The sequence below is a fragment of the Corynebacterium sp. HMSC06G04 genome (assembly GCF_001807365.1).
Lineage (GTDB): Bacteria > Actinomycetota > Actinomycetes > Mycobacteriales > Mycobacteriaceae > Corynebacterium > Corynebacterium simulans.
In genome coordinates this window covers 1-24,045 of the sequence record NZ_KV788599.1, presented here as the reverse complement: position 1 = coordinate 24,045, position 24,045 = coordinate 1, and the positions used below count along the sequence as shown (strand labels likewise).

General features: G+C 60.8%; 23 protein-coding genes. 9 read left to right on the top strand and 14 right to left on the bottom strand.

The window, feature by feature from the left end; genetic code table 11:
* Positions 1 to 186 precede the first annotated feature (186 nt).
* Positions 187 to 522: a hypothetical protein gene (locus HMPREF3158_RS03135; RefSeq protein WP_070497301.1), complete on the top strand. Its 336-nt coding sequence runs from the start codon at positions 187 to 189 to the stop codon at positions 520 to 522.
* Between the two features lie 120 nt (positions 523 to 642).
* The gene (locus tag HMPREF3158_RS03130; protein ID WP_246816170.1) at positions 643 to 1,185 is read left to right on the top strand and encodes a hypothetical protein; all 543 of its coding nucleotides are present in this window, start codon (positions 643 to 645) and stop codon (positions 1,183 to 1,185) included.
* Between the two features lie 279 nt (positions 1,186 to 1,464).
* On the opposite strand, the gene HMPREF3158_RS03125 is transcribed toward HMPREF3158_RS03130, so the two are convergent.
* The gene (locus HMPREF3158_RS03125; protein ID WP_083291033.1) at positions 1,465 to 3,048 is read right to left on the bottom strand and encodes an alkaline phosphatase; all 1,584 of its coding nucleotides are present in this window, start codon (positions 3,046 to 3,048) and stop codon (positions 1,465 to 1,467) included.
* A 234-nt stretch (positions 3,049 to 3,282) separates the two neighbouring features.
* On the opposite strand from HMPREF3158_RS03125, the gene HMPREF3158_RS03120 reads away from it, so the two are divergent.
* Both HMPREF3158_RS03120 and HMPREF3158_RS03115 read left to right on the top strand, forming a co-directional pair.
* On the top strand, positions 3,283 to 3,663 hold the full coding sequence (locus HMPREF3158_RS03120) for a zinc ribbon domain-containing protein YjdM (RefSeq protein ID WP_062036625.1): 381 nt from the start codon (positions 3,283 to 3,285) through the stop codon (positions 3,661 to 3,663).
* A gap of 5 nt (positions 3,664 to 3,668) precedes the next feature.
* Positions 3,669 to 3,908: a FitA-like ribbon-helix-helix domain-containing protein gene (locus HMPREF3158_RS03115; RefSeq protein WP_062036627.1), complete on the top strand. Its 240-nt coding sequence runs from the start codon at positions 3,669 to 3,671 to the stop codon at positions 3,906 to 3,908.
* 69 nt (positions 3,909 to 3,977) lie between these two features.
* On the opposite strand, the gene HMPREF3158_RS03110 is transcribed toward HMPREF3158_RS03115, so the two are convergent.
* Positions 3,978 to 4,706, bottom strand: a complete 729-nt coding sequence (locus tag HMPREF3158_RS03110; RefSeq protein ID WP_062036630.1) for a GAP family protein — start codon at positions 4,704 to 4,706, stop codon at positions 3,978 to 3,980.
* A 69-nt stretch (positions 4,707 to 4,775) separates the two neighbouring features.
* Here HMPREF3158_RS03110 and HMPREF3158_RS03105 point away from each other — a divergent pair, with 69 nt between their 5' ends.
* The 3 genes from HMPREF3158_RS03105 (at position 4,776) to HMPREF3158_RS03095 (ending at position 10,412) form a co-directional block, all read left to right on the top strand.
* Positions 4,776 to 5,378 (top strand): TetR/AcrR family transcriptional regulator, encoded by a 603-nt coding sequence (locus HMPREF3158_RS03105; protein ID WP_062036632.1) that lies wholly within the window; start codon positions 4,776 to 4,778, stop codon positions 5,376 to 5,378.
* A 121-nt stretch (positions 5,379 to 5,499) separates the two neighbouring features.
* Positions 5,500 to 8,355, top strand: a complete 2,856-nt coding sequence (gene leuS, locus HMPREF3158_RS03100; protein ID WP_070497293.1) for a leucine--tRNA ligase — start codon at positions 5,500 to 5,502, stop codon at positions 8,353 to 8,355.
* 242 nt (positions 8,356 to 8,597) lie between these two features.
* Positions 8,598 to 10,412 carry a DUF2339 domain-containing protein gene (locus HMPREF3158_RS03095; RefSeq protein ID WP_062036636.1) on the top strand — a complete coding sequence of 605 codons (1,815 nt, stop codon included), beginning with the start codon at positions 8,598 to 8,600 and terminating at the stop codon, positions 10,410 to 10,412.
* Here HMPREF3158_RS03095 and HMPREF3158_RS03090 read toward each other — a convergent pair.
* The 3 genes from HMPREF3158_RS03090 to paaZ all read right to left on the bottom strand — a co-directional run bounded on the left by HMPREF3158_RS03090 (position 10,409) and on the right by paaZ (position 14,859).
* A complete protein-coding gene (locus tag HMPREF3158_RS03090) occupies positions 10,409 to 11,014 on the bottom strand; it encodes a hypothetical protein (protein WP_070497291.1) in 606 nt (201 codons plus the stop codon). The genes HMPREF3158_RS03095 and HMPREF3158_RS03090 overlap by 4 nt on opposite strands.
* Before the next feature lie 11 nt (positions 11,015 to 11,025).
* Positions 11,026 to 12,702, bottom strand: coding sequence for an FAD-binding dehydrogenase (locus HMPREF3158_RS03085; RefSeq protein ID WP_070497355.1), 1,677 nt, complete (start codon positions 12,700 to 12,702; stop codon positions 11,026 to 11,028).
* A 75-nt stretch (positions 12,703 to 12,777) separates the two neighbouring features.
* A complete protein-coding gene (gene paaZ, locus HMPREF3158_RS03080; protein ID WP_070497289.1) occupies positions 12,778 to 14,859 on the bottom strand; it encodes a phenylacetic acid degradation bifunctional protein PaaZ in 2,082 nt (693 codons plus the stop codon).
* A gap of 89 nt (positions 14,860 to 14,948) precedes the next feature.
* On the opposite strand from paaZ, the gene HMPREF3158_RS03075 reads away from it, so the two are divergent.
* On the top strand, positions 14,949 to 15,341 hold the full coding sequence (locus HMPREF3158_RS03075; protein WP_062036642.1) for a PaaI family thioesterase: 393 nt from the start codon (positions 14,949 to 14,951) through the stop codon (positions 15,339 to 15,341).
* A gap of 144 nt (positions 15,342 to 15,485) precedes the next feature.
* Complete coding sequence (locus HMPREF3158_RS03070; protein ID WP_070497287.1) at positions 15,486 to 16,373, top strand: endonuclease domain-containing protein; 888 nt, start codon at positions 15,486 to 15,488, stop codon at positions 16,371 to 16,373.
* 73 nt (positions 16,374 to 16,446) lie between these two features.
* On the opposite strand, the gene HMPREF3158_RS03065 is transcribed toward HMPREF3158_RS03070, so the two are convergent.
* The 9 genes from HMPREF3158_RS03065 to paaA are packed head-to-tail and all read right to left on the bottom strand — an operon-like array spanning position 16,447 to position 23,890.
* Positions 16,447 to 17,283: a 3-hydroxyacyl-CoA dehydrogenase family protein gene (locus HMPREF3158_RS03065; protein ID WP_070497285.1), complete on the bottom strand. Its 837-nt coding sequence runs from the start codon at positions 17,281 to 17,283 to the stop codon at positions 16,447 to 16,449.
* 2 nt (positions 17,284 to 17,285) lie between these two features.
* Complete coding sequence (locus HMPREF3158_RS03060) at positions 17,286 to 18,050, bottom strand: enoyl-CoA hydratase/isomerase family protein (RefSeq protein WP_070497284.1); 765 nt, start codon at positions 18,048 to 18,050, stop codon at positions 17,286 to 17,288.
* The gene (locus HMPREF3158_RS03055; RefSeq protein WP_062036650.1) at positions 18,051 to 19,256 is read right to left on the bottom strand and encodes a thiolase family protein; all 1,206 of its coding nucleotides are present in this window, start codon (positions 19,254 to 19,256) and stop codon (positions 18,051 to 18,053) included.
* A complete protein-coding gene (locus tag HMPREF3158_RS03050) occupies positions 19,257 to 20,033 on the bottom strand; it encodes an enoyl-CoA hydratase/isomerase family protein (RefSeq protein ID WP_070455807.1) in 777 nt (258 codons plus the stop codon).
* Positions 20,034 to 20,063: 30 nt separating this feature from the next.
* Complete coding sequence (gene paaE, locus HMPREF3158_RS03045) at positions 20,064 to 21,218, bottom strand: 1,2-phenylacetyl-CoA epoxidase subunit PaaE (RefSeq protein ID WP_062036655.1); 1,155 nt, start codon at positions 21,216 to 21,218, stop codon at positions 20,064 to 20,066.
* The gene (paaD, locus tag HMPREF3158_RS03040; protein WP_062036657.1) at positions 21,218 to 21,757 is read right to left on the bottom strand and encodes a 1,2-phenylacetyl-CoA epoxidase subunit PaaD; all 540 of its coding nucleotides are present in this window, start codon (positions 21,755 to 21,757) and stop codon (positions 21,218 to 21,220) included. Before paaD ends, paaE begins: the two co-directional genes overlap by 1 nt.
* Before the next feature lie 14 nt (positions 21,758 to 21,771).
* Complete coding sequence (gene paaC, locus HMPREF3158_RS03035; protein ID WP_061925270.1) at positions 21,772 to 22,608, bottom strand: 1,2-phenylacetyl-CoA epoxidase subunit PaaC; 837 nt, start codon at positions 22,606 to 22,608, stop codon at positions 21,772 to 21,774.
* Positions 22,605 to 22,892: a 1,2-phenylacetyl-CoA epoxidase subunit PaaB gene (gene paaB / locus HMPREF3158_RS03030; RefSeq protein WP_062036659.1), complete on the bottom strand. Its 288-nt coding sequence runs from the start codon at positions 22,890 to 22,892 to the stop codon at positions 22,605 to 22,607. Before paaB ends, paaC begins: the two co-directional genes overlap by 4 nt.
* A 29-nt stretch (positions 22,893 to 22,921) precedes the next feature.
* Positions 22,922 to 23,890 carry a 1,2-phenylacetyl-CoA epoxidase subunit PaaA gene (gene paaA, locus HMPREF3158_RS03025; RefSeq protein ID WP_061925266.1) on the bottom strand — a complete coding sequence of 323 codons (969 nt, stop codon included), beginning with the start codon at positions 23,888 to 23,890 and terminating at the stop codon, positions 22,922 to 22,924.
* Between the last annotated feature and the right edge of the window lie 155 nt (positions 23,891 to 24,045).

Here is a 24,045-nt window from a genome sequence, read left to right as displayed (position 1 = left end):
GTTTTCCCAGGGTAACTACTGAGATCCAGTCAACTTCACATAGTTGTCGAAAAGCAGCCCGGGCCTGACCCCAGAAAGTGGACACGTCCGGGGTTCAAGCCCGCGGTCGCGTGGCACGAAGCGCTTGATGCCCGGCTGTTTCGTGGTGATGGTTCAGTAACTAGTGACGGTGGTGGGGTGCACCCCATGAACGGTAGATTTGTTGAGTTTGATCCAGCTGCGGAGCTGTATGCTGCACATGCTGAGTTTCTCGACTCCCTGGCGTTGCTTGATACCCCAATTGAACGTGGACTCGCCTACTTCTGCTCTGCTAAACGTAGCCAGTTCCACTTCGACGGCAATAAGCGAACAGCCCGGCTTATGCCTTCTGGGATGCTCATGTTCGCGGGATACAGCGGATTGAATATCCCAAACGCCCGTCACCGCGAATTCAAAATTGCGCTCGATGAGCTATTTAGCACTGACGACGCCACCGCGCTGATGGACTTCCCCTATGACTGCCTGGAGGAGTCTTCGGGGTAAATACCGTTGCTGGTAAGGCAATACCTCCGCGTGGGCGGAGAAGAGTACGGGCGCATTGAGCGTGTATGAATCACAGCGTTGTCCATCGTGCACACAATAAAGTTGGGTAACTTTAAAGACGTGAAAAAGACACTCTCATCCCTCATCCTCATTGCCCCGCTCATGCTCACAGCGTGTGGCGGTGGCAATAGCCAGCCAACAGACGAATCAACCGAAGCATTGGCAGTACCAGAATTCCAGACCACAACCGAAGCAGGCGTGGACGTTTCAGACACCCTGCCAGACGAATCTGCCTGGAACTGCGATCCCCGAGCAGTACAAACTAGCGACGGGCCGATTGCTTTGAAGAATTTCACAATGAAAGACAACGAAGCGGTTTTCTATTTTGCTCCCAACTCAAATGAATACAACTCGTATTCCTACCGTTTGGATTTCGAGAACGGAATCATGGTGATGGAGGACAACGTGGCTGGGTCTTTCAATTCATTCGTGCAGGTGTACCCGTCTACTGACGAAGAAGAAGTACTCGTTGGGCTGAGTTCTGACTATTTGACCGCTTCATTTGAAGTTCCCGCTAACGATGCGGACAGGTTGGGAAAGCTGAAAGGTGCGTATGCATCGGTGAATGGTGAACTCGCCGGGTCGTGCTCCGCAGACAAGTAGTGTTGCGTAATGGAACATTTTGTGACTACGTTTAGCCATGGAATTGAGGCGAGCGCCGACACTAGAATCGGCTGTTGAAAATTCAGCGATGTCGTGCGCTTTTGAAACTGCTTGGGTACTTAAGAGTTATCCTTCCGTCCTGTCTTCTGACTGCGTCCTTTTAGCGGTGAAAACGGCGAAAGCCCTCGTCATCCCCTAGAAAGTGACGGTGTTTCCGTCTGTGGGGAGACGAGGGCTGGTGCTTGCCCGCGGCCTAGTGGCGGGGCGTCGGCTAGCGCATTAGGCGAACTGCTTGATGAGGTCTTGCAGAGCCTTGAAGTCGAACTTGACCAGGCCAAGGGCCTGAGCCGCAGCGGTGATGATGCCGAAGATCAGGGCCATCACGCCGGCGCCAGCCAGGCCAGCGCCTGCAGAAGAGGAGCCGTTGGAGGAACCGTCGCTAGATGGCTTGTTGTCGGTATCGCCGGGGTTGTCGGTGTCGTCTTCAGCGGTGTTGAACCACCACTCGTCCAGGGCCAGCTTGGCCACGGTGGTGTTGTCGATGTACTCGCCGCGGACTGGGTCGGTGCCAGAAACCTTAGCCTGGATATCTTCGGAGCCAGCGCCCTTGAAGAAGAACGGTACTACCTGGTTGGTGTGGTTGGTGGAGTACCACTCGTGGGTCGGAGCGGTGCCCTTGGTGCCGGTCTGTGGCTTCCAAGCGTCGGTCTCATCCTTGCCGGAGAGGAAGCCGGTCTCGTGGTCAGCGGTGACAATCAGCAGGGTTTCCTCCCAAGAGGAGTTCTTCTCAACCCAGTCGATGGCGGCGTCGACAGCCGCGTTGAAGTCCTGGACCTCTTCGATGTCGCGGCCGGTCTGGTTTGCGTGGCCGGACCAGTCGATGGCGCCGCCCTCAATCATGACGGAGAAGCCCTTCTCGTTCTGGCCAAGGGCGTTGAGTGCGCCGTTGGTCATGGTCGGCAGGTCAACCACGTCGTTCTTCGGGTCGGTGCCTGGCTCCTTCGCTTCAGCATCGCCGGAGCGGTTCTGCTGCAGGGTGGTTGCAACTGGTGCCAGGCCGAAGTACTTCTTACCCTCTTCTACGTTGCCAGCAGCCAGGGACTCAAAGCCGGCGGTGTTATCGGTGAACTCCCAGCCCTTCGAGCCGTCGCGAAGCGCAGCGAGGTTCTCCTTGGAGATGTAGGAGTAGTCCTCGGAACCGGCAGCAACCTTCTGCGCGTCATCGTTGTACTTAGGGTGGCCCGCACCCATGATGACGGAGAGATCGGAGTTGATCATGGAATCGCCGATCTCCAGGTAGTTGTTGCGGTTCTTGTTGTGCGCCGCGAACGCCGCTGGGGTGGCGTGGTCGAACGGTACGGAAGTGACGACGCCTGCGGACTTGCCCTCGCGGATGGCGCGCTCGGAGAGGTTTTCCATTTCGTGGCCGTAGGAAGAGACGCCCAGGGTGCCATTATCAACCTTGGAGCCGGTGGCCATTGCGGTGCCGGCCGCAGCAGAGTCGGTAGGGCCTTGCTTGATGTACTCGTGGTCAGACCATGCCTTGGCTGGGTCGTAGGAGCCGCCGTGCGGGAAGGTAGTCATGGACAGACGGTTGAAGTCCTCGAATGCCTGGACGGATTCGCCTTCGAGCTCCTTCGCAGTGTCCGGACCGAATGCGCCTTCAACCAGGTACTTGGACTGGCCGGACTCGTAGAGATTGTTGGAGGCGATGTGGCCGTAGCCCATACCGTCACCAATCATGTAAATGATGTTCTTAGGGCCAGAAGCAGCGGCGTGTGCTGGGGCGACAAGGCCGGTGGTCAGGGCGGTAGTGGCTACTGCGGCCACGCTAACGCGCAGGGCGCGAGAGAAGTTGCGCATGAGAGAGCTTTCTATGTTCAAGGTCTTTGGGGACTTTAAAGAGAGATAGGAATAGAAAGAGGCAAGTTCCAAAAGTGAGAGTGGAATCAACCGTGCATAAATCTAGGCAGGCGGAGTAACAACGGGACCACACACGGGTTAATAAGAATCAAACTATGTGGGTAGTTCTTTTGGACGTCAATTACCCACTACGCCGTTCAGCCGTAAGCGTGAGCACAGATTAGAATCCCTCTCATGACTGAAAATGCAGCTGCGATGTTGCCGCCATGCCCTGAATGTTCCTCCGAATACACCTACGAGATGCCGCCGCTCATCGTCTGCCCGGAGTGCGCGCACGAGTTCGAAGCCACCGCCGCTGGTGCGGACACCGACTCCGCTGAGCCCCAGGTAATCGTTGATTCTGTGGGCAACGCGCTTGCCGACGGCGACACTGTCACCGTCACCAAGACCCTCAAGGTCAAGGGTGCGCAGCAGCCGCTGAAGTCCGGCACTAAGGTCCGCGGCATCCGTCTGAACTTTGATGCTGGAACGGGTCAGGAAGACCACAACATCGACTGCAAGATTGATGGCTTCGGCGCCATGACGTTGAAGCCGGCGGTGGTCAAGAAGGTTTAGATGCGATGGCCTCATTGGTAGTAAGAAACCTTGACGACGCGATAAAAGAAGCGCTCGTGGCTCGTGCGCGGGACAATGGCCGCTCAATGGAAGCGGAGGTGCGTGCCATTCTTATTGACGTTGTGCAACCGAAGAACATTGGGATTGCTCTTTATGAAGCAAGCAGAGATGCCGCGGTTGAATTGGAAACTCCACCACGTGAAGATGAAGCGCGGGCGGCGCTTTTTAAAGATTGCCTCCGTTAGCGTGGTGTGCGAGTTAGTTCCTGTGATGGACCCGATCCTTGAAAACAGATCACCGCAGCTTCAACGGGTCTAAGTGGCGAACCACAAAATCGAGGCGGCTTGGGCAGCGAGGATGAATCCCACGATGCCAATGATCCAAGCAGTAGTGCTCTGCGCGTTCTTCATGAGCCAGTTGTTTAGGCGAATCAACGGTTTTTCGATTGCGGAGCGGGCCATTATTCGGATGCAAGTGAGTAAGAGGGCCGGAAGGATCATTACGAAGCAATAGCCCAGCAAGAGCAGCACATTGCTGGGGAATCCGGGACCCTCGACGGTGATGATGCCGATGCCCGCGAGGTAGGGCAGCATGGTTGCGGCTTCGAGGAATACGGCGACGAGAGCCAATCCGATGAGCGAGCCGGTGGTGCTTGAAGAGGATTTTCCGCTCATGACCTGCGAACGCCACCTCAATATTCGGTTATCCCCACGTGCTGCTCGCTCCGCAGCGCGTGCTCGAGCTTTCTCGGTGTCCATGAAATGGCTTATTACCAGCAATGCAATCCCTGCTATGAGCTGCACATACCGAAAGCTCGTGGACTCGAACAGATGACTATAAGAACCAAGTAGCGACGTAGCCCCAAACAGCAATGCCACGCCCAGTGCGAAATAAGAGCCAGCCACAACACTCAGAAAGAGCAGGAGCCTGCTGATCTGCAGGCGTCCAGGTGCCGTTAACAAGCCGAGAGGGATCAGGAGGGTGCCGAAGCTGGTCGAATCGATGAGGGCTAGGACGACGAGGCTGCCGATGGTCGCGATCATCACGGGCCTTTCTTAGTAGCACGACTGTGTTAGACGAGACTTTAACACAGTCGTGCTAAAGTTTCTTTTGTGGCGCCAAGACTCGACATCGAAGAAAGAAAAAAGCAGCTCGCTGAGGCCGTATGGCAGGTCATTCTGGAGCGCGGTATCTCGGCCGTCTCTGTAAGGAACGTGGCTGAGCAGGCGGGAATCGTTGTTGGTTCACTGCGGCATGTGTTTCCCACCCGCGCCGAGTTGATGAAGTTCTCGGCTGAGCTAATGGTGCAGCGCGCAACAGAACGGGTGCTTTCCGTTCCTCCCAGTGATGAACCGCAGCAGTATGCGCTTGAGATTGTGAGGCAGCTGTTGCCGTTAGAGGCGGACTCGCGCGCTGAATTTGAGGTCAACCTCGCACTCGCAACCGAAGTGCCAGCGCTTCCAGAGCTGGCCTCTATTCGGGACGAAGCACACCAGAAACTCCATGAAGTGGCACTGCGCTTGGTCGAATTGGTGTCTGGTCAATCTCGCGAGTCGGAAGAAGTTGAGGTGAGTGCGCAACGGTTGCATGCACTGATCGACGGTCTTGCATTCCACTTGCTGCACCGTCCCGTGGAGGACGATCCGCAGTGGGCCCTCGACATCATTCGCGCGGAATTAACAGCCATTCAGGCTGACTTCAGAACGCGGGGTTAGGTGGGGCTTAACGCGGCGTCGCCAAGCGCATTCCCATCTCAGCGAAAATCCCACCAGATGGACAAGGAAAGCCCAAGGCTAAATGCCACAATGACCAGCTGGGCTACTACACTGTCTAAACATGACTAACCCGAGTGATTCCACCGCGCACCGCTATACCCCGGAGCTTGCGGCCCAGATCGAGTCGACCTGGCAGCAGTACTGGAAAGACAATGGCACGTTTAACGCGCCGAACCCCGTCGGCGAGTTAGCCACGGAGAGCGCGGGCGCCCTTCCGAAGGAAAAGCTCAACATCCAGGACATGTTCCCGTACCCATCCGGCGCGGGCCTGCATGTGGGCCACCCGCTGGGCTATATCGCCACCGATACCTATGCCCGCTACAACCGCATGCTGGGCAAGAACGTCCTGCACACCCTGGGTTATGACGCCTTCGGCTTGCCGGCCGAGCAGTACGCCATCCAAACGGGTACCCACCCGCGCACCACCACGATGGCCAACATCGAGAACATGCGCCGCCAGCTGGGCCTGCTGGGCTTGGGCCATGATCCGCGCCGCTCCGTGGCGTCGACGGACCCAGAGTTCTACAAGTGGACTCAGTGGATCTTCCTGCAGATTTACAACTCCTGGTTCGACGAGGAGCAGCAGAAGGCGCGCCCAATGTCTGAGCTCGTCAAGGAGCTCGAGGTAGGAAAGCGCAAGACCAAGGATGGCCGTTACTACTCCGATCTGACTGCAGCCGAACAGGCCGCAGCCCTGGACGAGTTCCGTTTGGTCTACCTGTCTAACTCCACCGTCAACTGGTGCCCTGGCCTGGGTACCGTGCTGGCAAACGAGGAGGTTACGGCAGAGGGTAAGTCTGAACGCGGCAACTTCCCGGTCTTCCGCAAGAACCTGTCCCAGTGGATGATGCGCATTACCTCTTACTCCGATCGCCTGCTGGATGATCTGGAGCTTCTGGATTGGCCGGAGAAGGTCAAGTCCATGCAGCGCAATTGGATTGGTCGCTCCCGCGGCGCCGAGGTGGACTTCACCGCTGAGGGCCACAAGATCACCGTCTTCACCACCCGCCCTGACACCCTGTTCGGCGCTGAGTACGTGGTGCTGGCTCCAGAGCACGAGCTTGTCGACGCCCTGCTCTCCCCCGTCCCGTATGACGACGACGTCGACAGCCGCTGGACCTTTGGCCACGATGATCCGAAGGAGGCCGTGGAGGCCTACCGTGAGTCCATCGCCGCAAAGTCTGACCTAGAGCGCCAGGAGAACAAGGAAAAGACCGGCGTCTTCCTGGGCACCTATGCCGTTAACCCGGTCAACGGCAAGCAGGTTCCGATCTTTATTGCTGACTATGTTCTGACCGGCTACGGCACCGGCGCCATCATGGCGGTGCCGGCGCACGATACGCGTGACTACGAGTTCGCCACCGAATTTGGCCTGCCAATTACGGAGGTTGTCTCTGGTGGTGACATCAGCAAGGAAGCGTTTACTGAGTCCGGCAAGGCCGTTAACTCCGCTAACGAATCCATCGACCTGAACGGCAAGTCCAAGGAAGAGGCAATCGCGGCCATCATCCCGTGGCTGGAGGAGCAGGGCATCGGCTGCGAAAAGATCCAGTACAAGCTGCGCGACTGGCTGTTTGCACGCCAGCGTTACTGGGGCGAGCCCTTCCCCATCGTCTATGACGCTGAAGGCCAGGCTCACCCGCTGCCAGAGTCCATGTTGCCGGTCGAGCTGCCGGAGGTAGAAGACTACAAGCCGGTCTCCTTCGACCCAGACGATTCCGATTCCTCCCCGCAGCCGCCGCTGGCCAAGGCCCGCGAATGGGTGGAGGTGGAACTCGACCTCGGCCAGGGCACCCAGACGTATTATCGTGACACCAACGTCATGCCGCAGTGGGCAGGTTCTTCCTGGTACCAGCTGCGCTACATTGACCCGCAGAATTCGGAAGAATTCTGCAGCTTGGAGAACGAGCGTTACTGGACCGGCCCTCGTCCTGAGGAGCACGGCGCTGGCGATCCAGGCGGCGTGGACCTCTACGTCGGCGGCGTCGAGCACGCAGTGCTGCACCTGCTCTACGCCCGTTTCTGGCACAAGGTCCTCTTCGACCTCGGCCACGTTTCCTCCAAGGAGCCGTACCGCCGACTGTTCAACCAGGGCTACATCCAGGCCTATGCCTACACCGATTCCCGTGGCGTTTACGTCCCGGCTGCCGAGGTGGAGGAAAAGGACGGCAAGTTCTACTACAACGGTGAAGAGGTCAACCAGGAGTACGGCAAGATGGGCAAGTCCCTGAAGAATGCCGTGGCTCCGGATGACATCTGCCGCGACTACGGTGCCGATACCCTGCGCGTTTATGAGATGTCCATGGGTCCGCTGGATACCTCCCGCCCGTGGGCAACCAAGGACGTCGTCGGCTCCCAGCGCTTCCTGCAGCGTCTGTGGCGTCTGGCTGTAGACGAGACGACAGGAGAGCTTGCTACTAGCGACGCCGCGCTCACCGAGGATGATCTCAAGGCCCTGCACCGCGCCATCGCCGGTGTGCGTGATGATTACGAGAACCTGCGTCTGAACACCGTGGTGGCTAAGCTCATCGAGTACGTCAACTACCTGACGCGCACCTACGGCAACTCCGCCGAAGGCGCTCCGCGTGCTGCGGTCGAGCCGATTGCGCAGCTGGTCTCCCCGATTGCTCCGCACATCGCGGAGGAGCTGTGGAAGCGCTTCGGCCACACCGAGACCATCACCTACTCCTCCTTCCCCACCTTCGAGGAGAAGTACCTGGTAGATGACGAGATTGAGATTCCGGTCCAGATTAACGGCAAGGTTAAGGCTCGCGTTAACGTGCCTGCCGACGCCGACGAGGGCACCGTGGTTTCCGCCGCGCTTGCCGACGCCCGCATCGTCGAGCTGACCGAGGGCAAGAACGTAGTCAAGAAGATCTACGTCCCTGGCCGCATGGTCAACCTGGTGGTTAAGTAAGCGCTAAATCATCACAAACAGAGGGCCTGCGCCACATCAAGGGGCAGGCTCTCTCCCCTATTTGTGCTGCTTGTCGAGGCCACGAGCTGCACGCTCACAGGTGGTCCTTTCCAGTTTCGGGGCCATGCCGCAGGGCATGTTCGCGCCATTGGGTGATATCCCAGCCGGTGAAAGGTTTCAAAGGCATAACGAAATACTAGGTTCTCTGGTAGACACGGGGGTTTCGCGGTAAGTCATTAAGCATGAATCCAAACCAAGAGCTGCTCAGGGACGCTTTGCGTCGGCTCGACATTGCCGAGCAAGCACTTAGCGACGCCCGCGCCAGCCTCCGCGATTTCGAACGTCAGACGGCCGGCGTGCCCGAGATGCAGCCAATTTCCACCCCACCCCAGCAGGCCCCTGCGCCACCTCCAGTGAAGCAGCCAGCGCAACCGGCGGCGCAGCCCCAGCCGCACGCGGTACCTCCTCCTTATCCATGGCAGGCACCACGGCCGCGTGCCCCGCGGGACCGCGAGAAGACGCTCATCAGTGCGGTTGCTATTGGCGGCACCGTCATCACCCTGGCGGGCGTGGCCTTCCTTGTGGGACTTGCCATTCAGGCGGGCCTGCTAGGGCCGGTGGGCCGCGTCGTTCTGGCTTACATCGTGGCGGGTGCGCTGCTCGGGGCCGGATGGTGGTTCCGCAACAAAGCCGCCCCGGCCGGTGTAACCGCCTTGGTGGCCACTTCCCTATTTGCGGCGCTGGCCACGACGTTCCTCGTGGTCACGTGGCTGGGTTGGTGGCCGGTGTGGCTGGGCGCAGTGCTCATGGCGCTCATCTATGGCGGATTCGTGGGGTATGCCCATTGTTTCCGCCAGGGCTCATTCACACAAGAGTGGATGGCCGCAGGCGCAGGCATCGCCGCACTCTCCTACCCCAGCGCAGTGGCACCCGCACACGTCGGCGGTGCCATGCTCGTTGTCGTGATCCCGTTGGTTACCGCCACCTACAGCATCTTGTGTCGCAGTGAGCGCATGGCCGAGGTGCTGCGGGCTATCGCCGGCATCGGGCTTGCCGTGGTCATGACGGAAGTCGCCGCCCGCAGCACCCTCTTCAGTCTGCCCTCGTTGTGGATCGCCATCGCATGCAGCCTGCTCGCCATCGCGGCTGTGGCCTTAGTGGTCTACTTCCCCACCGCCAAGGCGGAATTTGGATTCGCGTTCTTGGGGCTGTTCGCCCCGGGCTTCCTGCTGTTCACTGCCCTCTTTCGCGCGGACACCATCCTCGCCCAGTGGATGGCCGTTGCTGCCCTGGCTGTCATCGTGGGTATCGCCTGGCTTGGCAACTCCGTCATCAGGGATTGCGCACTTGGGGCTATCCCCGTGGTCTATGCCTTGGTCATGCTCAACACCATGGCGGGCTGGACCGGCACAGCCCCCACAGGGACCATGGCTGTAGTCCTGACGTTTGTCCTAAGCGGGCTCTTCTTTGCAGCATTCGTGCTGCTCTTCCAAGCGATGCGCAATGCTTTCGTCCTGGCCGCCTGGTTCCTCGGCTCGATCATAGTGCTCTCCCCGCTCCTCGGCGGTGTGCTCTTTGATCCGCCTGCCCTCGCTGGCATGGAGCCACTTGCCGAGGGCATCGTCCTCACCGTGGCTCTCATCGCGGGCTACCTGTTGCGCCAGCGTATCCCCCACTACGAGAGCCGTGGAGTCGCAGCCGCACTGCTACTCTTTGTACTCCTGCTCAGTCTTCTTGCCGCGGTAGGCACAATCGCCTCGGCAGCCGCCATCGTGGCGGGAGCCGAGGGCCTCAAGACTGCCTACCTGGCTTCGCACGCTCTGGTTTCTGTGGCGTGGATGGTCCTTGCTGCCCGCCTGCTTCTTGCTGCGGACCAGCGCTTTACCGCCATCGGCGTGCTGCTTGCCATTGTGGCGGTGGCCAAGCTGACCTTCTTCGATCTCGCGGCCACAAGCGGTATCTTCCGCGCGCTCGCATTCCTGCTCAGCGGCATTATCTTGCTGACCATCGCAGTGCGTCGGCGCGGCGTCGATAAGCCGCGCCGCGAACAGGCCTAGGCCTCGTCCCAGAAAGGAGTAGCGCAGACCGCCACGGCGTCGATTGTCGCGTGCGCGGGCGGTTCTTCCTCGAAGACCACCGCAAACCCGGCCACTTGGCCCACCCAGAATTCATTTTCGGTGAGCTCATGCACGTGCTTCGCGACGTCCTTTACCTCACCCGTCACCCGCACCCGCGGCGTGAGCATGCTGGGCTTGTAATTGCTGTAGAAGCGTTCCGTGTCGGGGGCCTCGAAGTCCTCGATAGCGTGGTGACCTGCGGATTCCACGTGCGTGGCCAAGAGTGCGGGGTACAGCGTGTCCTGCAAAGCCTCGCCACCGGCAGGGTTGCCGGCGGGGAGGGAAAAGGGGGCGTCGACAAGCGCTGCGAAGCGCTTACCTGCAGTTTCTACCACCCCGATGAAAGGCGTGGCCCTGTAGATGGTGCCCTGCTGGGCCGGGCCGCGGAAGGTGACCACGGCGGTCTGCTCATCCTCGTAGGTCATCGCAGTGATGCAGATGCCTGAAGGATCGCGGTGATAGAGGACCTCGTCAAACGCGGGGTCCTCATGGGAGCGTGCGACCTCGTGGAGCTCGTCGACGGTTTCCAAAAAGATGTCCATGATGGGCCATCTTAGCTGCGCGCGAGAGCCTCGCCTACGCGCTTGCCAGAATGGATGCAGCCGCCCAGGAACGTGCCCTCGAGCGCGTTCTTGCCATGCATGCCACCGCCGCCGAAGCCGGACGCCTCGCCGCAGGCATACAGGCCGGTCAGGACGGTTCCGTCGGGATTGAGGCAGGCGCCGTCGAGGTTGGTTTCGATGCCGCCCAGCGTCTTGCGGGTGAGCACCTTGAGGCGCACCGCGATGAGTGGGCCCTTGTCGAGCAAGCGATGCGGGGCCGCGCAGCGAATCAACTTGTCGCCCAAGAAACCGCGAGCGATGCGGATGTAGTTGACCTGAGCGTCCTTGGAGAACGGGTTGTCGAGCTGCGCGTCGCGATCCTCAATGATCTTGCGTAGTTGGTCCACATCAATCTTGGGTGAACCCTCTGGACTGATGGAATTCATGCCTTTGACCAGGTCTTCTAGGCTATCTTCGACAACCCAGTCGATGCCGTTGTCCATGAAAGCCTTGACTGCCACATGGGTGCCTGGGCCGAGCTTGCCGGCCAGCTTCTTGAACTCCTTGTCTGTGAGATCGGGGTTCTGCTCGGAGCCGGAGAAGATGAACTCTTTGTCCGCAATCTCCTGGTTGAGCACGAACCAGGAGTAGCCATGCCCGGTGTTGGTGATGTGCGATAGTGCGGCGAGGTTATCCGAACCAGGGAAGAGGTTGGTGGGCAGGCGATTGCCTTCCGCGTCGAGCCATAGGCTGGATGGGCCTGGGATGATGCGGATGCCGTGCTCTGGCCAGATGGAATCCCAGTTGCTCATGCCCTCGGGGTAGGCCCACATGCGGTCTTGGTTGACGAGGTTGGCGCCGGCTTTGCTGGCGATGTCGATTCCGCGGCCGTCGACATGCGCGGGAACACCTCTGACCAGCTCCTCTGGGCATTTACCCCAGCGCTCAGTGGGCCACATGGTGCGCACTTTCTCAAGGTTTCCGCCGATGCCGCCGGTGGCAATCACCACGGCCTGGCCACGGAGCTCAAATTGCTTGACGACGTCCCTTCCGCTCGCCTCACCACGTACCTGGTCGGTGGGCGCCAGGACCGAGCCCTTCACACCGACGACGCGCCGTGCGCTCCCGTGCCCCTCGGTGATGAGCTCGTCCACGCGGTGGCGGAAATGGAATTCCACCTTGCCTTCCTTCTCGGCCTTCTCAAGAGGCTCGCAAAATACACGGACTACCTCAGGGCCGGTGCCCCAGGTGAGATGGAAGCGGGGGACTGAATTGCCGTGCCCGGAGGCGTCGCCCGAGCCGCGCTCTGCCCAGCCAATGGTGGGCAGCACGTTAAGTCCCAGCTTCTTGAGGTAAGAACGCTTTTCATTTGCGGCGAAGCGAACGTACTCGCGGCCCCACTTACGTGGCCAGTAGTCGTGGGAGTCTTCGGTGGTGACTTCGTCGTAGTCGGCGGAGTTGGCCCAGTCGCGCCAGGCCAGCTCCTCGGAGTCTTTCACGCGCATGAGCTTTTGTTCAGGGGAGCCGACGTAAAACAGGCCGCCAAGTGACCAAAAGGCCTGTCCGCCCAGGTTATTGCGGTTTTCCTGCTCGAGGAAGATGACGTGCTTGCCGCCTTTGATGGCCTCGTAACCTGCGACCATTCCTGCCAGCCCAGTGCCGACGATAATGACTGAGTTCTCTTTCATACACAAAAGCATACGGCAGGGATGTGACCTGTGACGCAGCCTCCTTAATCGTGGCGGCAATAACGCCTATTCGTATTACTGCTGTGCGTAGATGGTGTCGACCTTCTCTACCAGGGTCAGGACGTCGTAGGACGCAACCAGCTCGTCGTGCTGGTTGTAGAGGGCAGCATCCCAGCAGACCTCGCCATAATCGTCGGTCACGCGCGGGGTGATGCGTTTGGCGGTGAGCTCGATGCGGATGGAATCGTCGTAGGTGACAGGGTTGATAAAACGCAGGTTCTCCAAGCCGTAGTTCGCCAGAACGGGACCCGGAGCAGGCTCTACGAAGAGGCCGGCTGCCCAGGAAACCAGAAGGTAACCGTGTGCGACGCGGCGCGGGAAGAAGGGGTTCGCGGTGGCGGCTTCTTCGTCGGTGTGGGCGTAGAAAGTATCGCCGGTTTCGTTGGCGAAGGCTGTGATGTCCTCCAAGGTGACCTTGCGCAGGTCCGACGCGAATTGGTCGCCTACCTTGAGCGTTGCCAGATCCTTGCGGAAAGGATGTGTACCGGTGCCTGCCTCCACATCGGCGCGGGTCACGCGGTTAACGGCCGCGCCACGGTGCCACTGGCCGGTAATTGCCGTGAGGTGATCTGGGGTGCCCTGGATGGCGGTGCGCTGCATGAAGTGCTTGATGCCGCGCACGCCGCCGAGCTCCTCGCCGCCGCCGGCGCGGCCTGGGCCGCCGTGGACCAGGTGCGGCAGGGGAGAACCGTGGCCGGTTGAGGTCTTGGCGTCGTCGCGGTCGAGGAAATGCAGGCGGCCGTGGTGAGCGGCGATACTGCGTCCGAGCTGAGCAGCTAGCTCTGGGTCGTGGGTTACGACGGATGCGACCAGCGAGCCTGCACCCAGGGCCGCCAATTCGATGGCCTCCTCAGGGGTCTCGTAGCCAATGAAGGAAACCACTGGGCCGAAGGCCTCGGTGTTATGCACGGCTGGGGTGCGAGAATCTGCAAAGCGCAGAATCGTCGGTGCGAAGAATGCGCCCTCGAGCTCGTCGGGGCCGCCGAGGACGATGTCACCGCCGGCGTCGACAAGCGTGCGCACTGCAGTGGCGACGTCCTCGCGCTGCTCAACGGAGACCAGCGGACCCATGGTGGCGTTGGTGTCGCGCGGATCACCAGGCACGACCTTCGCCTCGAGGCGTGCCTTCAGCGCTGCGATGACGGGATCGACGAGGTGCTGCGGCACGATAGCGCGGCGGATGGCGGTACATTTCTGCCCAGCCTTGGCTGTCATCTCGCCGAAGACGGCCTTGACGTAGGCTTCGAACTCGGGGGAGTCCTCGGTGACGTCGGTGCCCAAGATGGCGGCGTTGAGGGAGTCGGCCTCGGCGCTGAACTGGATGCCGCCCTCCACGACGTTGCGGTGGCTGCGCAGCGCGTGTGCGGTGGCGGCGGAACCGGTGAAGGCCACGTGATCGCGGTAATCCAGGTGATCCAGCAAATCGCGCGCGGAACCAGAGATGAGCTGCAGGGAGCCCTCTGGGAGGATGCCGGAATCCAGCATGAGGCGTACGCAGGCCTCGGTGACGTAGCCGGTGGGGGTGGCTGGCTTCACGATGGAAGGAACGCCCGCGATGAAAGCAGGTGCGAACTTCTCGAGCATGCCCCAGACCGGGAAGTTGAAGGCGTTGATCTGCACGGCCACGCCCGGAATCGAGGTGTAGATGTGCTGGCCAATGAACGATCCGTCCTTAGAGAAGACCTCAGCCTCGCCGTCGGGGATGATGGTGGAGTTCGGCAGCTCGCGACGCCCCTTCGAAGAGAAGGTGAACATGGTGGAGATGCCGCCGTCGACGTCGACGAAGTTATCGCGCTTGTTGGCGCCGGTCTTGTGCGCGAGCTCGTTGAGCTCATCACGGTGTTCCTGCAGGTAAAGCGCCAGTTCCTTGAGCTTGATGGCGCGCTCGTGGAAGGTAAGCGCCTGCAGCCCCGTGCGGCCGGTGGTGCGGGCATAATCGACGGCCGCGGCAATATTGAGGCCCTCTGCGCTCACGCGAGCGACCAGCTCGCCGGTGGACGCATCGTGCACATCGGTGACCTTGCTGGGGTTGTCAGGCGTGACCCACTGCCCGGCGAGGAAGCTGGGGACAAGCTGCGCGGTGTTCTCGTTTGTCATTGCGGAATCGTTCCTTTCGCGAGTAACTGATCGTTCGGTCAGTAATTTAAGTTAGTATAATCCACATCACATAGCGAGGAGGAAGAACCATGCAGCAATGGCAAATTGTGCTCGGTGAGCTAGACAAGAAAATGGGCGTTGAGGTGCTCGAACAGTCGCCGGAGAAAGTTGTGGCCACAATGCCTGTGGAGGGGAATACGCAGTCCTTCGGCCTCTTGCACGGCGGTGCGATGGTGTGCCTAGCCGAGGCCGTGGGCAGCTGGGCGGCCGTCATCCATGCTTCGACGCAGGGCAAGGTAGCTGTGGGCGTGGACATCAACGCCACGCATCACTCTTCCGGACGCGCCGGGTTGGTTACCGCAACTGCGACGGCCATCAAGTTGGGGCGCACGCTGTGTAGCCACGAGGTCGTGATTACCGACGAAGCCGGCAAGCGCCTGTGCACCGCGCGAATCACGAACGCATTGGTGGAAAGAAGCTAGGTTAGCCGCCCTAGATGCCAAATCGACGCATGTTGGCTGCCTGAATGGGCCACGATTTGGCATCTAGGCAGGCGTGAGCGCCTCCACCGCTTCAAGCTGCACACCCCGCCCGCCGGTGCTAGCTTCCAATTGGGGGAGATAATCATGCACAAGGGCTTAGTGTCGGGGCTGACGAAGAGCCAACTGGCCACGCACATCAAACACGGGCGCGTCACCAAGATTGCGCGGGGGCTCAACGTTTGGGGCAGGCCTACGCCGCTGGAAGTGCTCTGGGCGGTCCAACAGCGATACCCGCAGGCCGTCGCCACTGGGCGGACAGCCGCGCAGTTGTATTTGAAGCGCGAGGTGACACTGCCATTAGAACTCGCCGCACCGAAGCGTCTGCCAGCATCTACGTATTATTCCGCGCGGCGAAGCGTGCGGGAGCAGACGCGCGAAGTGCTGGGCTGCTCCGTGCAGAATCCGCTGTTGGCTCTCGAACAGATTGACTGGGGCCGCGGCATCGAGCTCTGCGAGGCGCTTTATTCCGGACATCGCGGGCGCGAGAAGGTCGAGGCAGACCGGGCTGAAATATCCAGTCTGCCCGCCCGAGCGCAGGAGCTGTTGAGGTCCGCAGTATTGTTCACCGACTCCAGCGCGGAGATTGCGGTTGCACGGGCACTCCAGCAGGCAGGGTTGAAAATTGAATGCAACGTATTCATCGGCGTGCATCGCTGGGACATCGTGATTCCCTCACGCAAGATAGCCATCGAGATTAACGGGCTGAAGTTCCATTCCGAGTTGGGCGTGTGGATTCGCGATCACTGGAAGAACAACGAAGCCGTATTAAGAGGTTGGCGGACTTTGCGCTACACCGGCCATTGCGTGGCGCATCACCTAGATTACATCGTGGAGCAGGTAGCGCAGCCGCCCAATTGGTCGCGGCGTTTCTATTCCTTTGTTCACCTCTGGCACAAGGCGCTGCTTCCTAAACCATGGGAGGAATACGCGCTGCCGCCAGAGCCGGAGTGGGTGCACGAAACATCGCCCTAAATGCCAAATCTGCGCTTTACGACGTCGCGATTTCGCTCCGATTTGGCATCTAGGGCGGCGGAACTTAAAAGCGCTAGCTGTAGTCGTAGAAGCCCTTGCCGGACTTGCGGCCGAGCTCCCCGCGAGCGACCATATCGCGCATCAGCTGCGGAGGCGCAAAGCGCTCGCCGAGCTGAGACTCGAGGTACTCGGCGATGCCGAGACGCACGTCCAAGCCCACGATGTCGGTGAGCTCGAGCGGGCCGATGGGGAACTTGTAGCCCAGCACCATCGCGTTGTCGATATCGCGCGGGGAGGCAACGCCTTCCTCCACCATTCGGATGGCCTCCAGCGCAATGGCCACGCCCAAGCGGGAGGACGCGAAGCCGGGAGCATCCTTGACCACAACGGCAGTCTTGCCCAACGCCTCGACCCAGCCCTTGGCGTCCTCGACGAGCTGCTCAGGCGTGGAATCGGCAATAACGACCTCCACCAGCTTGGATGCCGGGACCGGGTTGAAAAAGTGCAGGCCGATGACATCATTGTTGACGCTGCCCGCGAGCTCAGAGACGGACAGTGAAGAGGTATTCGTGGCGATGACTGCCTCCGGAGCGGCCGCCGAAACGTTGGCGAATGCCTGCGTCTTGAGCTCCATGGACTCCGGGACTGCCTCGACTACCAGCGGGAATCCCGCGAAGTCGGCAGCCTCGGTGGACAGCGTCAGGCGCTGAGCCCACGATTCGAAGGTGCCGGAAGCGCCGCGATCCAGGGAACCCTGGATGGCCTTCTTCACGCGCTGGCGGGCGGCTGCGACGGCATCGTCGTTGATATCGACGACGTGGACCTGCGCACCCGCTGCCAGGAAGGCATGCGCGATGCCGGCACCCATGCGGCCGCCGCCTAGTACTCCAACTTTATTCGGGGTTTTCATCTTTATTTTTCCTTCTTGCGGTCGAGGAATGCTTGCATGCGGTCGAATTTGGCCTGAGACTCGAAGAGCACGGCCTGAGCGATGTTGTCTACTGAGGGGTGCGCGGAATCCGGCATGTCCATTAGCTGTTTAGTAATGCGCACGGCCAGCGGGTCGAGTGCGGCGATGCGCCCGGCTAGGGCCTTTGCGCCGTCGAGGAGCTCAGCGGGGGAGTGAACCTCGTTAATAAGATGTGCCTCCAGCGCCTCTTCGCCGCTTAAGATGCGTCCTGCCAGCAGAATCTCCTTGGCGAGCGGCACACCGACGGTGTTTCTGAGCCGCCACAGCGCGCCGGCCGCGGCGATGATTCCCAGGTTGGCCTCCGGCTGGCCGAACTTGGCAAACGGGGTGGCTACCCGGAAATCCGCAGCGAGTGCCAGTTCCAAGCCGCCGCCTAGGGCATAGCCGTCGACGGCAGCGATGACGGGCATCGGCAGCTGTGCGATGCGATGAAAGATACCGGAGTTGATGCCGCGCAGGGCGTCGTCGCGGCGGCGCTCCCGCAGCTGGGCGATGTCCGCGCCCGAGGCGAAGATGCCGCGCGGACCCTTGGAGGTTTCCACGGTGCAGCCGGTGATGATGAGAATCTGCGGTTCTTGTTCCAACCCCGCGCAGAGTTCGTGCAGCTCAGCCACCATCTGCTCGTCGATGGCATTGCGCACCGTTGGGCGGTTCAGGCGGGCTAGAACAAAGCCTTCTTCTTGGGTTATCTCGATAGCGGTACTCATTTAGACCCTCTCGATCGCAATCGCGGTTCCCTGACCCACGCCCACGCACATGGTGGCCACACCGCGCTGCAAGCCTTCGGTCTCGAGACGGTTGAGCAGGGTCAACGTGATACGCGAGCCGGAGGAACCCAGCGGGTGGCCCAGAGCGATGGCTCCGCCCCACGCATTGACTTTGTCCTCGTCGAGCCCGAGCTCGCGGATGCATGCGAGGGACTGGGAGGCGAAGGCCTCGTTGAGCTCAACCGCGTCGAGGTCCTCAATGCTCCAGCCAGCGCGCTCGAGCACCTGGCGGGTAGCGGGCACAGGGCCGGTTCCCATGATCTCGGGCTTGACGCCGCGGGCGGAGTTCGCGACCACGCGGGCGCGAGCCTTAAGACCATGCTTTTCGACGGCCGCTGCAGAGGCGACGATGACGCAGGAAGCGCCGTCGTTAAGCGAAGATGCGTTGCCGGCCGTAGTGACTTCGCCGAGGCTGGTTACCGGGCGTAGCTTGGCGAGCTTTTCCAGGGAGGTTTCGGGGCGCGGGCCCTCGTCCGTGTCGACGATGGTGACATTTCCCTTGCGGTCCTTGACCTCTACCGGCACGATTTCCGCAGCGAACTTGCCGTCGGCGATAGCCTGAAGTGCGCGCTGGTGGGAGCGCAGGGCGAATGCGTCCGCGCCCTCGCGGGTGATGCCGTAGACGTTAGCCACCTCTTCGGCGGTTTCCGGCATGGAGTAGGTCATCTTTTCCTGCGCCAGGAACTTGGAGTTGGGGAAGCGCCAGCCGATGGAGGTGTCATAGACCTCGCCTGGCTTGGCAAAGGCCTTGGTGGGCTTTTCCATAACCCACGGCGCGCGCGACATGGACTCCACGCCACCTGCGACGATGATGTCCGCCTGGCCCGACTCTACGAGGGCGGTAGCCAGCGCAATCGAGGACATGCCCGAAGCGCACAGGCGGTTGACGGTGATACCGGGGACGGTGTCGGGGAAGCCAGCCAGTAGCCACGCCATGCGGGCGACGTTGCGGTTTTCCTCGCCGGCGCCGTTGGCGTTTCCGATGATGACTTCATCCACCAGGGATGGGTCGATGCCTGCGGTTTCGACGGTCTGACGGATGGTGGTGGCGATGAGATCGTCGGGGCGCACGGAAGAAAGCGCGCCGCCGTAGCGGCCCACTGGCGTGCGGAAACCGGAGACGAGGTATGCGTTAGGGGTAGTCATTTATGCTCCTTTGAACTGCGGCTTGCGCTTTTCGTTGAAGGCATCAAAACCTTCGTAATAGTCTTCGGTCTCGCACAGCTTTCCTTGTGCGATGTTTTCTTGCTCCACGGAGTCCCACAATCCGGTGCCGTTGTCGCGGATGTCTTGGACGAGCTTGCGGCTGGCCATGAATGCCAAGGTGGCCCCTTGAGCCGCGCGCTTGGCGACGCCCCGGGTAAAGTCCAGCAGCTCCTCTGCCGGGAGTGCGCGGGAGAACAGGCCCGCGCGTACAGCCTCGGCGCCGCTGATGAGCTCACCGGTGATGATGAGGTCCATCGCGCGGTGCGGTCCGAGGCGCTCGACGAAGAGGTGGTGGCCCCCGGAGTCAAGGGTGGCGCCGAGGTTGGCAAAAGGAGAACCGAATTTGGCGTCTTCGGCGACATAGACAACGTCGCAGGCCAGCGCGATGCCTAGGCCTACGCCGAGGCAGGGGCCGTGGACTGCGGCAAAGGTTGGGGCGGGGAACTCGTCGAGCTGGCGCAGGACTGGGGTGACCTTGTTGGCTAGGAAGTCGGTTGCGTCATCTTCGCGCGGGTTTAGCCCCTTGATGTTGCGGCCGGCGCTAAAGCTCTTGCCCTCGCCGCGGACGATGAGTGCTTTGGGCTGCGCCTTGGCTGCGGCATCGAGGGCATCGGAAAGCTCTGCCAAATCCGCAATGCCTAGAGAATTCATGGCCTTAGGCTTGTTGAAGATGAGTTCTGCGACGCCGCTTTCAGCGTCCACCTGTAGTTCAATCATGCTGTGCCTTTATAAAGTAAGTAGTGGGTTTTAAGCGTCGAAGTTGAGGGAGACGTTTGGCGTGGTGGCGTGGGATTGGCAGGTCAGCACATAGCCGGCTGCCACTTCGTCGGCCTCGAGGGCGTAGTTTTCATCCATCTCCACTTCGCCTTCTGTGACCTTGGCGCGGCAGGTGCCGCACACGCCGCCGGCGCAGGCGAATGGGACATCGGAGCGCACGCGCAGAGCGGCGTTCAGGAGTGATTCGTGGGCGGAAACCGGGGAGGTAACCGAGCCGGAGAGGCCATCGAGCTGGAAGGTGATTTCGACGTTGTTGCCTTCTGGATCGGCTTCTACCCGGCGGCCAGACTGGTTCTGATTGCCCGTGGGCTTGCCGGTGGTAAAGAGCTCGTAGCGCACGTTCTTCTCATCGACAGCGCGGCCGGAGAGCTCGTCGCGGACCAGCTGGACCAGTTCGAAGGGGCCGCACAGGAACCACTCGTCCACGTTCTCGGTGCGCACCACGTTATCGAGCAACGTCTGCAGCTTCTCGGCGTCGATGCGGCCGGAAAACAGCGGGTTGACGCGCTGCTCGCGGGAAAGCACGTGATGGACGGCGAAGCGGTTCGGGTACTTATCCTTCAAGTCACCGATCTCCTCGGCAAACATGACATCTCCGCCGCCCTTGTTGGCGAAGATGAGCTCGAAGGTGGTTTCCGGGGACTCCGCCAGCACGGTCTGAGCAATCGCCATGATTGGGGTGATGCCCGAACCCGCGGCAACGGCGACGAGGTGCGGATGGTCAAGCTTTTCCAGCTCCTCGCGCACGGCCTCTGGGTTATTAAGGCCGGTCAGGTGGGTCTTTGAGGTAAACGCGCCCTGCGGGTTCATCACGTCCATCTGGGTACCGGGGGTTAGCTCCTCGTTGGCCCAGGTAGAAAAGATGCCGCCGCGGTCGCGCTTGATGGCCACGCGGATGACACCGTCGCGCGGCACATCGCAGATGGAATAGGAGCGACGCACTTCCTGGCCGTTGATCTCGGCACGCAGTGCCACGTACTGGCCGGGGATGTAGTTGTAGTCTTCCTGGAGTTCGGCGGGGACTGCGAAGGAAACCTCGACGGAGTCTTCGGTGAGCTTACGTACACCGGTCACGGTCAGGGTGTTGAACGTAGCCTTCTTCTTAGCGGGGATTGTGGTGGTCATTAGTGCACCTTGAAGTAGTCGAAAGGCTCTAGGCAGTCCAGGCAGTTATACAGTGCCTTGCAGGAAGTAGAGCCAAATTGGGCGAGCTTGCGGGTGCGGCGGGAGCCGCAGTGTGGGCATTCGATGGCAGGTGGGGGACCAAGGGTCAGCGGGATGGGTCCAGAGTTTGCCGCGCGGGACTTGCCGGTTGGCGGCGCGATGCCATAATCCTTGAGGTTCTTGCGGCCCAACTCGGTGATCCAGTCGGTGGTCCACGCCGGCTGCAGCACTAGGTCCACGCGGGCAGCGCTGTAGCCTGCCTGCCCCAGCGCTGCGGTGATATCCGCGGTGATGTGCTCCATGGCGGGGCAGCCCGAGTAGGTCGGAGTAATGGTTACCACTGCGACGTCGTCTTCTAGCTTCGCTGCGCGCAGAATCCCCAGGTCCGCAATCGAGATGACGGGAATCTCGGGGTCGGGGACTTGCGCGGCGACGTCCCATACCTGGGCGTCGGCAGGCGCTGCCGGGCGCAGGGGATGAGAGGTATCAGTGATGGTCACAGTGGTCAAACTCCTTACCAGGTAGCGCCCGGATGCTGGCGGGCGAGCGATTGCATCTCGGCGAGGATGTAGCCGCGGTACTCGGAAAAACCGCCGCCGCGCTGGCCGGAACGAGCCTGCTTTACCTGCGGGATATCCAGTTCGGCCTTGCCAAGGACGTGCGCGATGCGCTCGTCGAACTCAGCGCGCAGGGAGGAAGGCAGAACGGCAATCTCTTCGGCGGCGAGTTTCTCGTGCACCGGCAGATCCTCGAAGAGCTCGTCGAGGTAAGGCCACATGTAATTCAGGCCTGCCTGCACGCGGCGCTTGGATTCCTCGGTGCCCAGGCCAAGGCGGAGGATCCACTGATTGGCGTGGTCGACGTGGTACTCGACTTCCTTGATGGCTTTTGCCGCGATGGCCGCTAGCGTCTCATCCTTGGATGCCAGCAGGGCGGTGTAGAGACCGTACTGGTAGTAGGAAAAGAGCAGCTGGCGTGCGATGGTCTGGCCAAAGTCGCCGTTTTCCTGCTCCACGAGGCGGCAGGAACGGAATTGTTCTTCGTTGCGGAAGTAGGCGAGATCGTCCTCAGTTTTGCCATAAGCAGTACCCGCGTAGGTCAGAAGGAAGCGGGCATGGCCGATGAGGTCGAGTGCGATATTTCCGAGTGCGATGTCCTCTTCCATCTCTGGGGCGCGGGAGATCCACCAGCCCAGGCGCTGGGCGAGGATAAGGGCGTCGTCGCCAAGCGTTAGTGCGTAAGCAGCAACGTCTTCCGAGGCCACGGCGCCGGAAGCGGCGATGTCTTCTGCGGTAATGCCGTTACCCTGCGACTGCTTGGTCGCAGAATCGGCGGTTGCGAATCCACTCACAGGTGCGGCACCCCCTCGGACTTGTCGTAGTAGGTGGCGTGGCGGTAGCTCTTGCCCTGCGGGGACTCGAAGAAGCCGCCCTTGGAGTCAGGATCGGAAGAAGACATTGCTTCGGTGGGAACTACCCACACGGAGGTGCCTTCGTTGCGGCGGGTGTATAGATCGCGCGCGTTACGCAGCGCCATGGTTGCGTCGGGCGCGTGCAAAGAACCAGCGTGGACGTGGGACAAGCCGCGGGAAGAGCGGACGAAGACTTCCCACATTGGCCATTGATTTTCAGACATGGGGTTTCCTTTGGTTGATGTGGAGCGGATTAGGCCGACAGGGCGGAGTCGACGTTGTGGTATTTCTCGGCATAAGCAGCTGCTGCCTCGCGGACCCAGGCGCCGTCGTCATGCGCTTGGCGACGTCGCTGCATACGCTGCACGTTGCACGGACCCTCGCCCTTGATGACGGACTTGAATTCGGCCCAGTCCAGCTCGCCGAAGTCGTAGTGGCCACGCTCCTCGTTCCACTTAAGGTCCGGGTCTTCGAAGTGGAGGCCTAGGGCCTCAGCCTGCGGGACGATCATGTCGACGAAGCGCTGGCGCAGTTCATCGTTGGAGAAACGCTTGATCTTCCACTCCATGGACTGCTTGGAGTTCGGGGAATCATCATCTGGTGGGCCGAACATTTGCAGGGCTGGGCCGTAGAAGCGGTTGATGGCCTCTTGCGCCATCTGCTTTTGCTCCTCGGTGCCGTGGGAGAGTTCGTAGAGGATCTCCCAGCCTTGGCGCTGGTGGAAGGATTCTTCCTTGCAGATGCGCACCATGGCGCGGCCGTATGGGGCATAGGAAGCGCGGCACAGTGGGACCTGGTTGCAGATTGCCGCACCGTCGACCAGCCAGCCGATTGCTCCGATGTCTGCCCAGGTGCGCGCCGGGTAGTTGAAGATGGAGGAGTACTTCGCCGTGCCATCAAGAAGCTGTTGTACCAGCTCATCGCGGGAGGTGCCGAGGGTCTCGGCGGCGGAGTAGAGGTAAAGGCCGTGGCCTGCCTCGTCCTGCACCTTGGCCATGAGGATTGCCTTGCGCTTAAGTGATGGTGCGCGGGTGATCCAGTTGGCTTCTGGCTGCATGCCGATGATCTCGGAGTGCGCGTGCTGGGAGATCTGGCGGGTCAGCGTCTTGCGATAGGCGGCCGGCATCCAGTCGGTGGGCTCAATGCGGGAATCTTCCGCAATGAGCTCGTCGAAGCGTGCTTCTGCCTCTGCGCTGGCGAGTGCGGAGTCAGTGGTAGTCATGGAGGAAATCCTTCTATCCGGATGGAGGAGTAAGCGGGGTATTACTTACTGAATGGTTGGTCAGTATATGGGAGATCTGTGACCTACGTCAACACATTTTGTGATGTGTCTCTAGTTTCTTGGGGGGTGTTCCTATATAGGTTGTCAACTCCGTG

Excerpts from the sequence above, each read along its gene's own strand:
- paaB (WP_062036659.1), bottom strand. The coding sequence starts at position 22,892 with ATGTCTGAAAATCAATGGCCAATGTGGGAAGTCTTCGTCCGCTCTTCC.
- HMPREF3158_RS03125 (WP_083291033.1), bottom strand. The coding sequence starts at position 3,048 with ATGCGCAACTTCTCTCGCGCCCTGCGCGTTAGCGTGGCCGCAGTAGCC.
- HMPREF3158_RS03135 (WP_070497301.1), top strand. The coding sequence starts at position 187 with ATGAACGGTAGATTTGTTGAGTTTGATCCAGCTGCGGAGCTGTATGCT.
- HMPREF3158_RS03085 (WP_070497355.1), bottom strand. The coding sequence starts at position 12,702 with ATGAAAGAGAACTCAGTCATTATCGTCGGCACTGGGCTGGCAGGAATG.
- HMPREF3158_RS03110 (WP_062036630.1), bottom strand. The coding sequence starts at position 4,706 with ATGATCGCGACCATCGGCAGCCTCGTCGTCCTAGCCCTCATCGATTCG.
- HMPREF3158_RS03070 (WP_070497287.1), top strand. The coding sequence starts at position 15,486 with ATGCACAAGGGCTTAGTGTCGGGGCTGACGAAGAGCCAACTGGCCACG.
- HMPREF3158_RS03115 (WP_062036627.1), top strand. The coding sequence starts at position 3,669 with ATGGCCTCATTGGTAGTAAGAAACCTTGACGACGCGATAAAAGAAGCG.
- HMPREF3158_RS03090 (WP_070497291.1), bottom strand. The coding sequence starts at position 11,014 with ATGGACATCTTTTTGGAAACCGTCGACGAGCTCCACGAGGTCGCACGC.
- HMPREF3158_RS03095 (WP_062036636.1), top strand. The coding sequence starts at position 8,598 with ATGAATCCAAACCAAGAGCTGCTCAGGGACGCTTTGCGTCGGCTCGAC.
- paaE (WP_062036655.1), bottom strand. The coding sequence starts at position 21,218 with ATGACCACCACAATCCCCGCTAAGAAGAAGGCTACGTTCAACACCCTG.
- HMPREF3158_RS03060 (WP_070497284.1), bottom strand. The coding sequence starts at position 18,050 with ATGAGTACCGCTATCGAGATAACCCAAGAAGAAGGCTTTGTTCTAGCC.
- HMPREF3158_RS03055 (WP_062036650.1), bottom strand. The coding sequence starts at position 19,256 with ATGACTACCCCTAACGCATACCTCGTCTCCGGTTTCCGCACGCCAGTG.
- HMPREF3158_RS03075 (WP_062036642.1), top strand. The coding sequence starts at position 14,949 with ATGCAGCAATGGCAAATTGTGCTCGGTGAGCTAGACAAGAAAATGGGC.
- HMPREF3158_RS03065 (WP_070497285.1), bottom strand. The coding sequence starts at position 17,283 with ATGAAAACCCCGAATAAAGTTGGAGTACTAGGCGGCGGCCGCATGGGT.
- HMPREF3158_RS03050 (WP_070455807.1), bottom strand. The coding sequence starts at position 20,033 with ATGATTGAACTACAGGTGGACGCTGAAAGCGGCGTCGCAGAACTCATC.
- paaZ (WP_070497289.1), bottom strand. The coding sequence starts at position 14,859 with ATGACAAACGAGAACACCGCGCAGCTTGTCCCCAGCTTCCTCGCCGGG.
- paaA (WP_061925266.1), bottom strand. The coding sequence starts at position 23,890 with ATGACTACCACTGACTCCGCACTCGCCAGCGCAGAGGCAGAAGCACGC.
- leuS (WP_070497293.1), top strand. The coding sequence starts at position 5,500 with ATGACTAACCCGAGTGATTCCACCGCGCACCGCTATACCCCGGAGCTT.
- HMPREF3158_RS03120 (WP_062036625.1), top strand. The coding sequence starts at position 3,283 with ATGACTGAAAATGCAGCTGCGATGTTGCCGCCATGCCCTGAATGTTCC.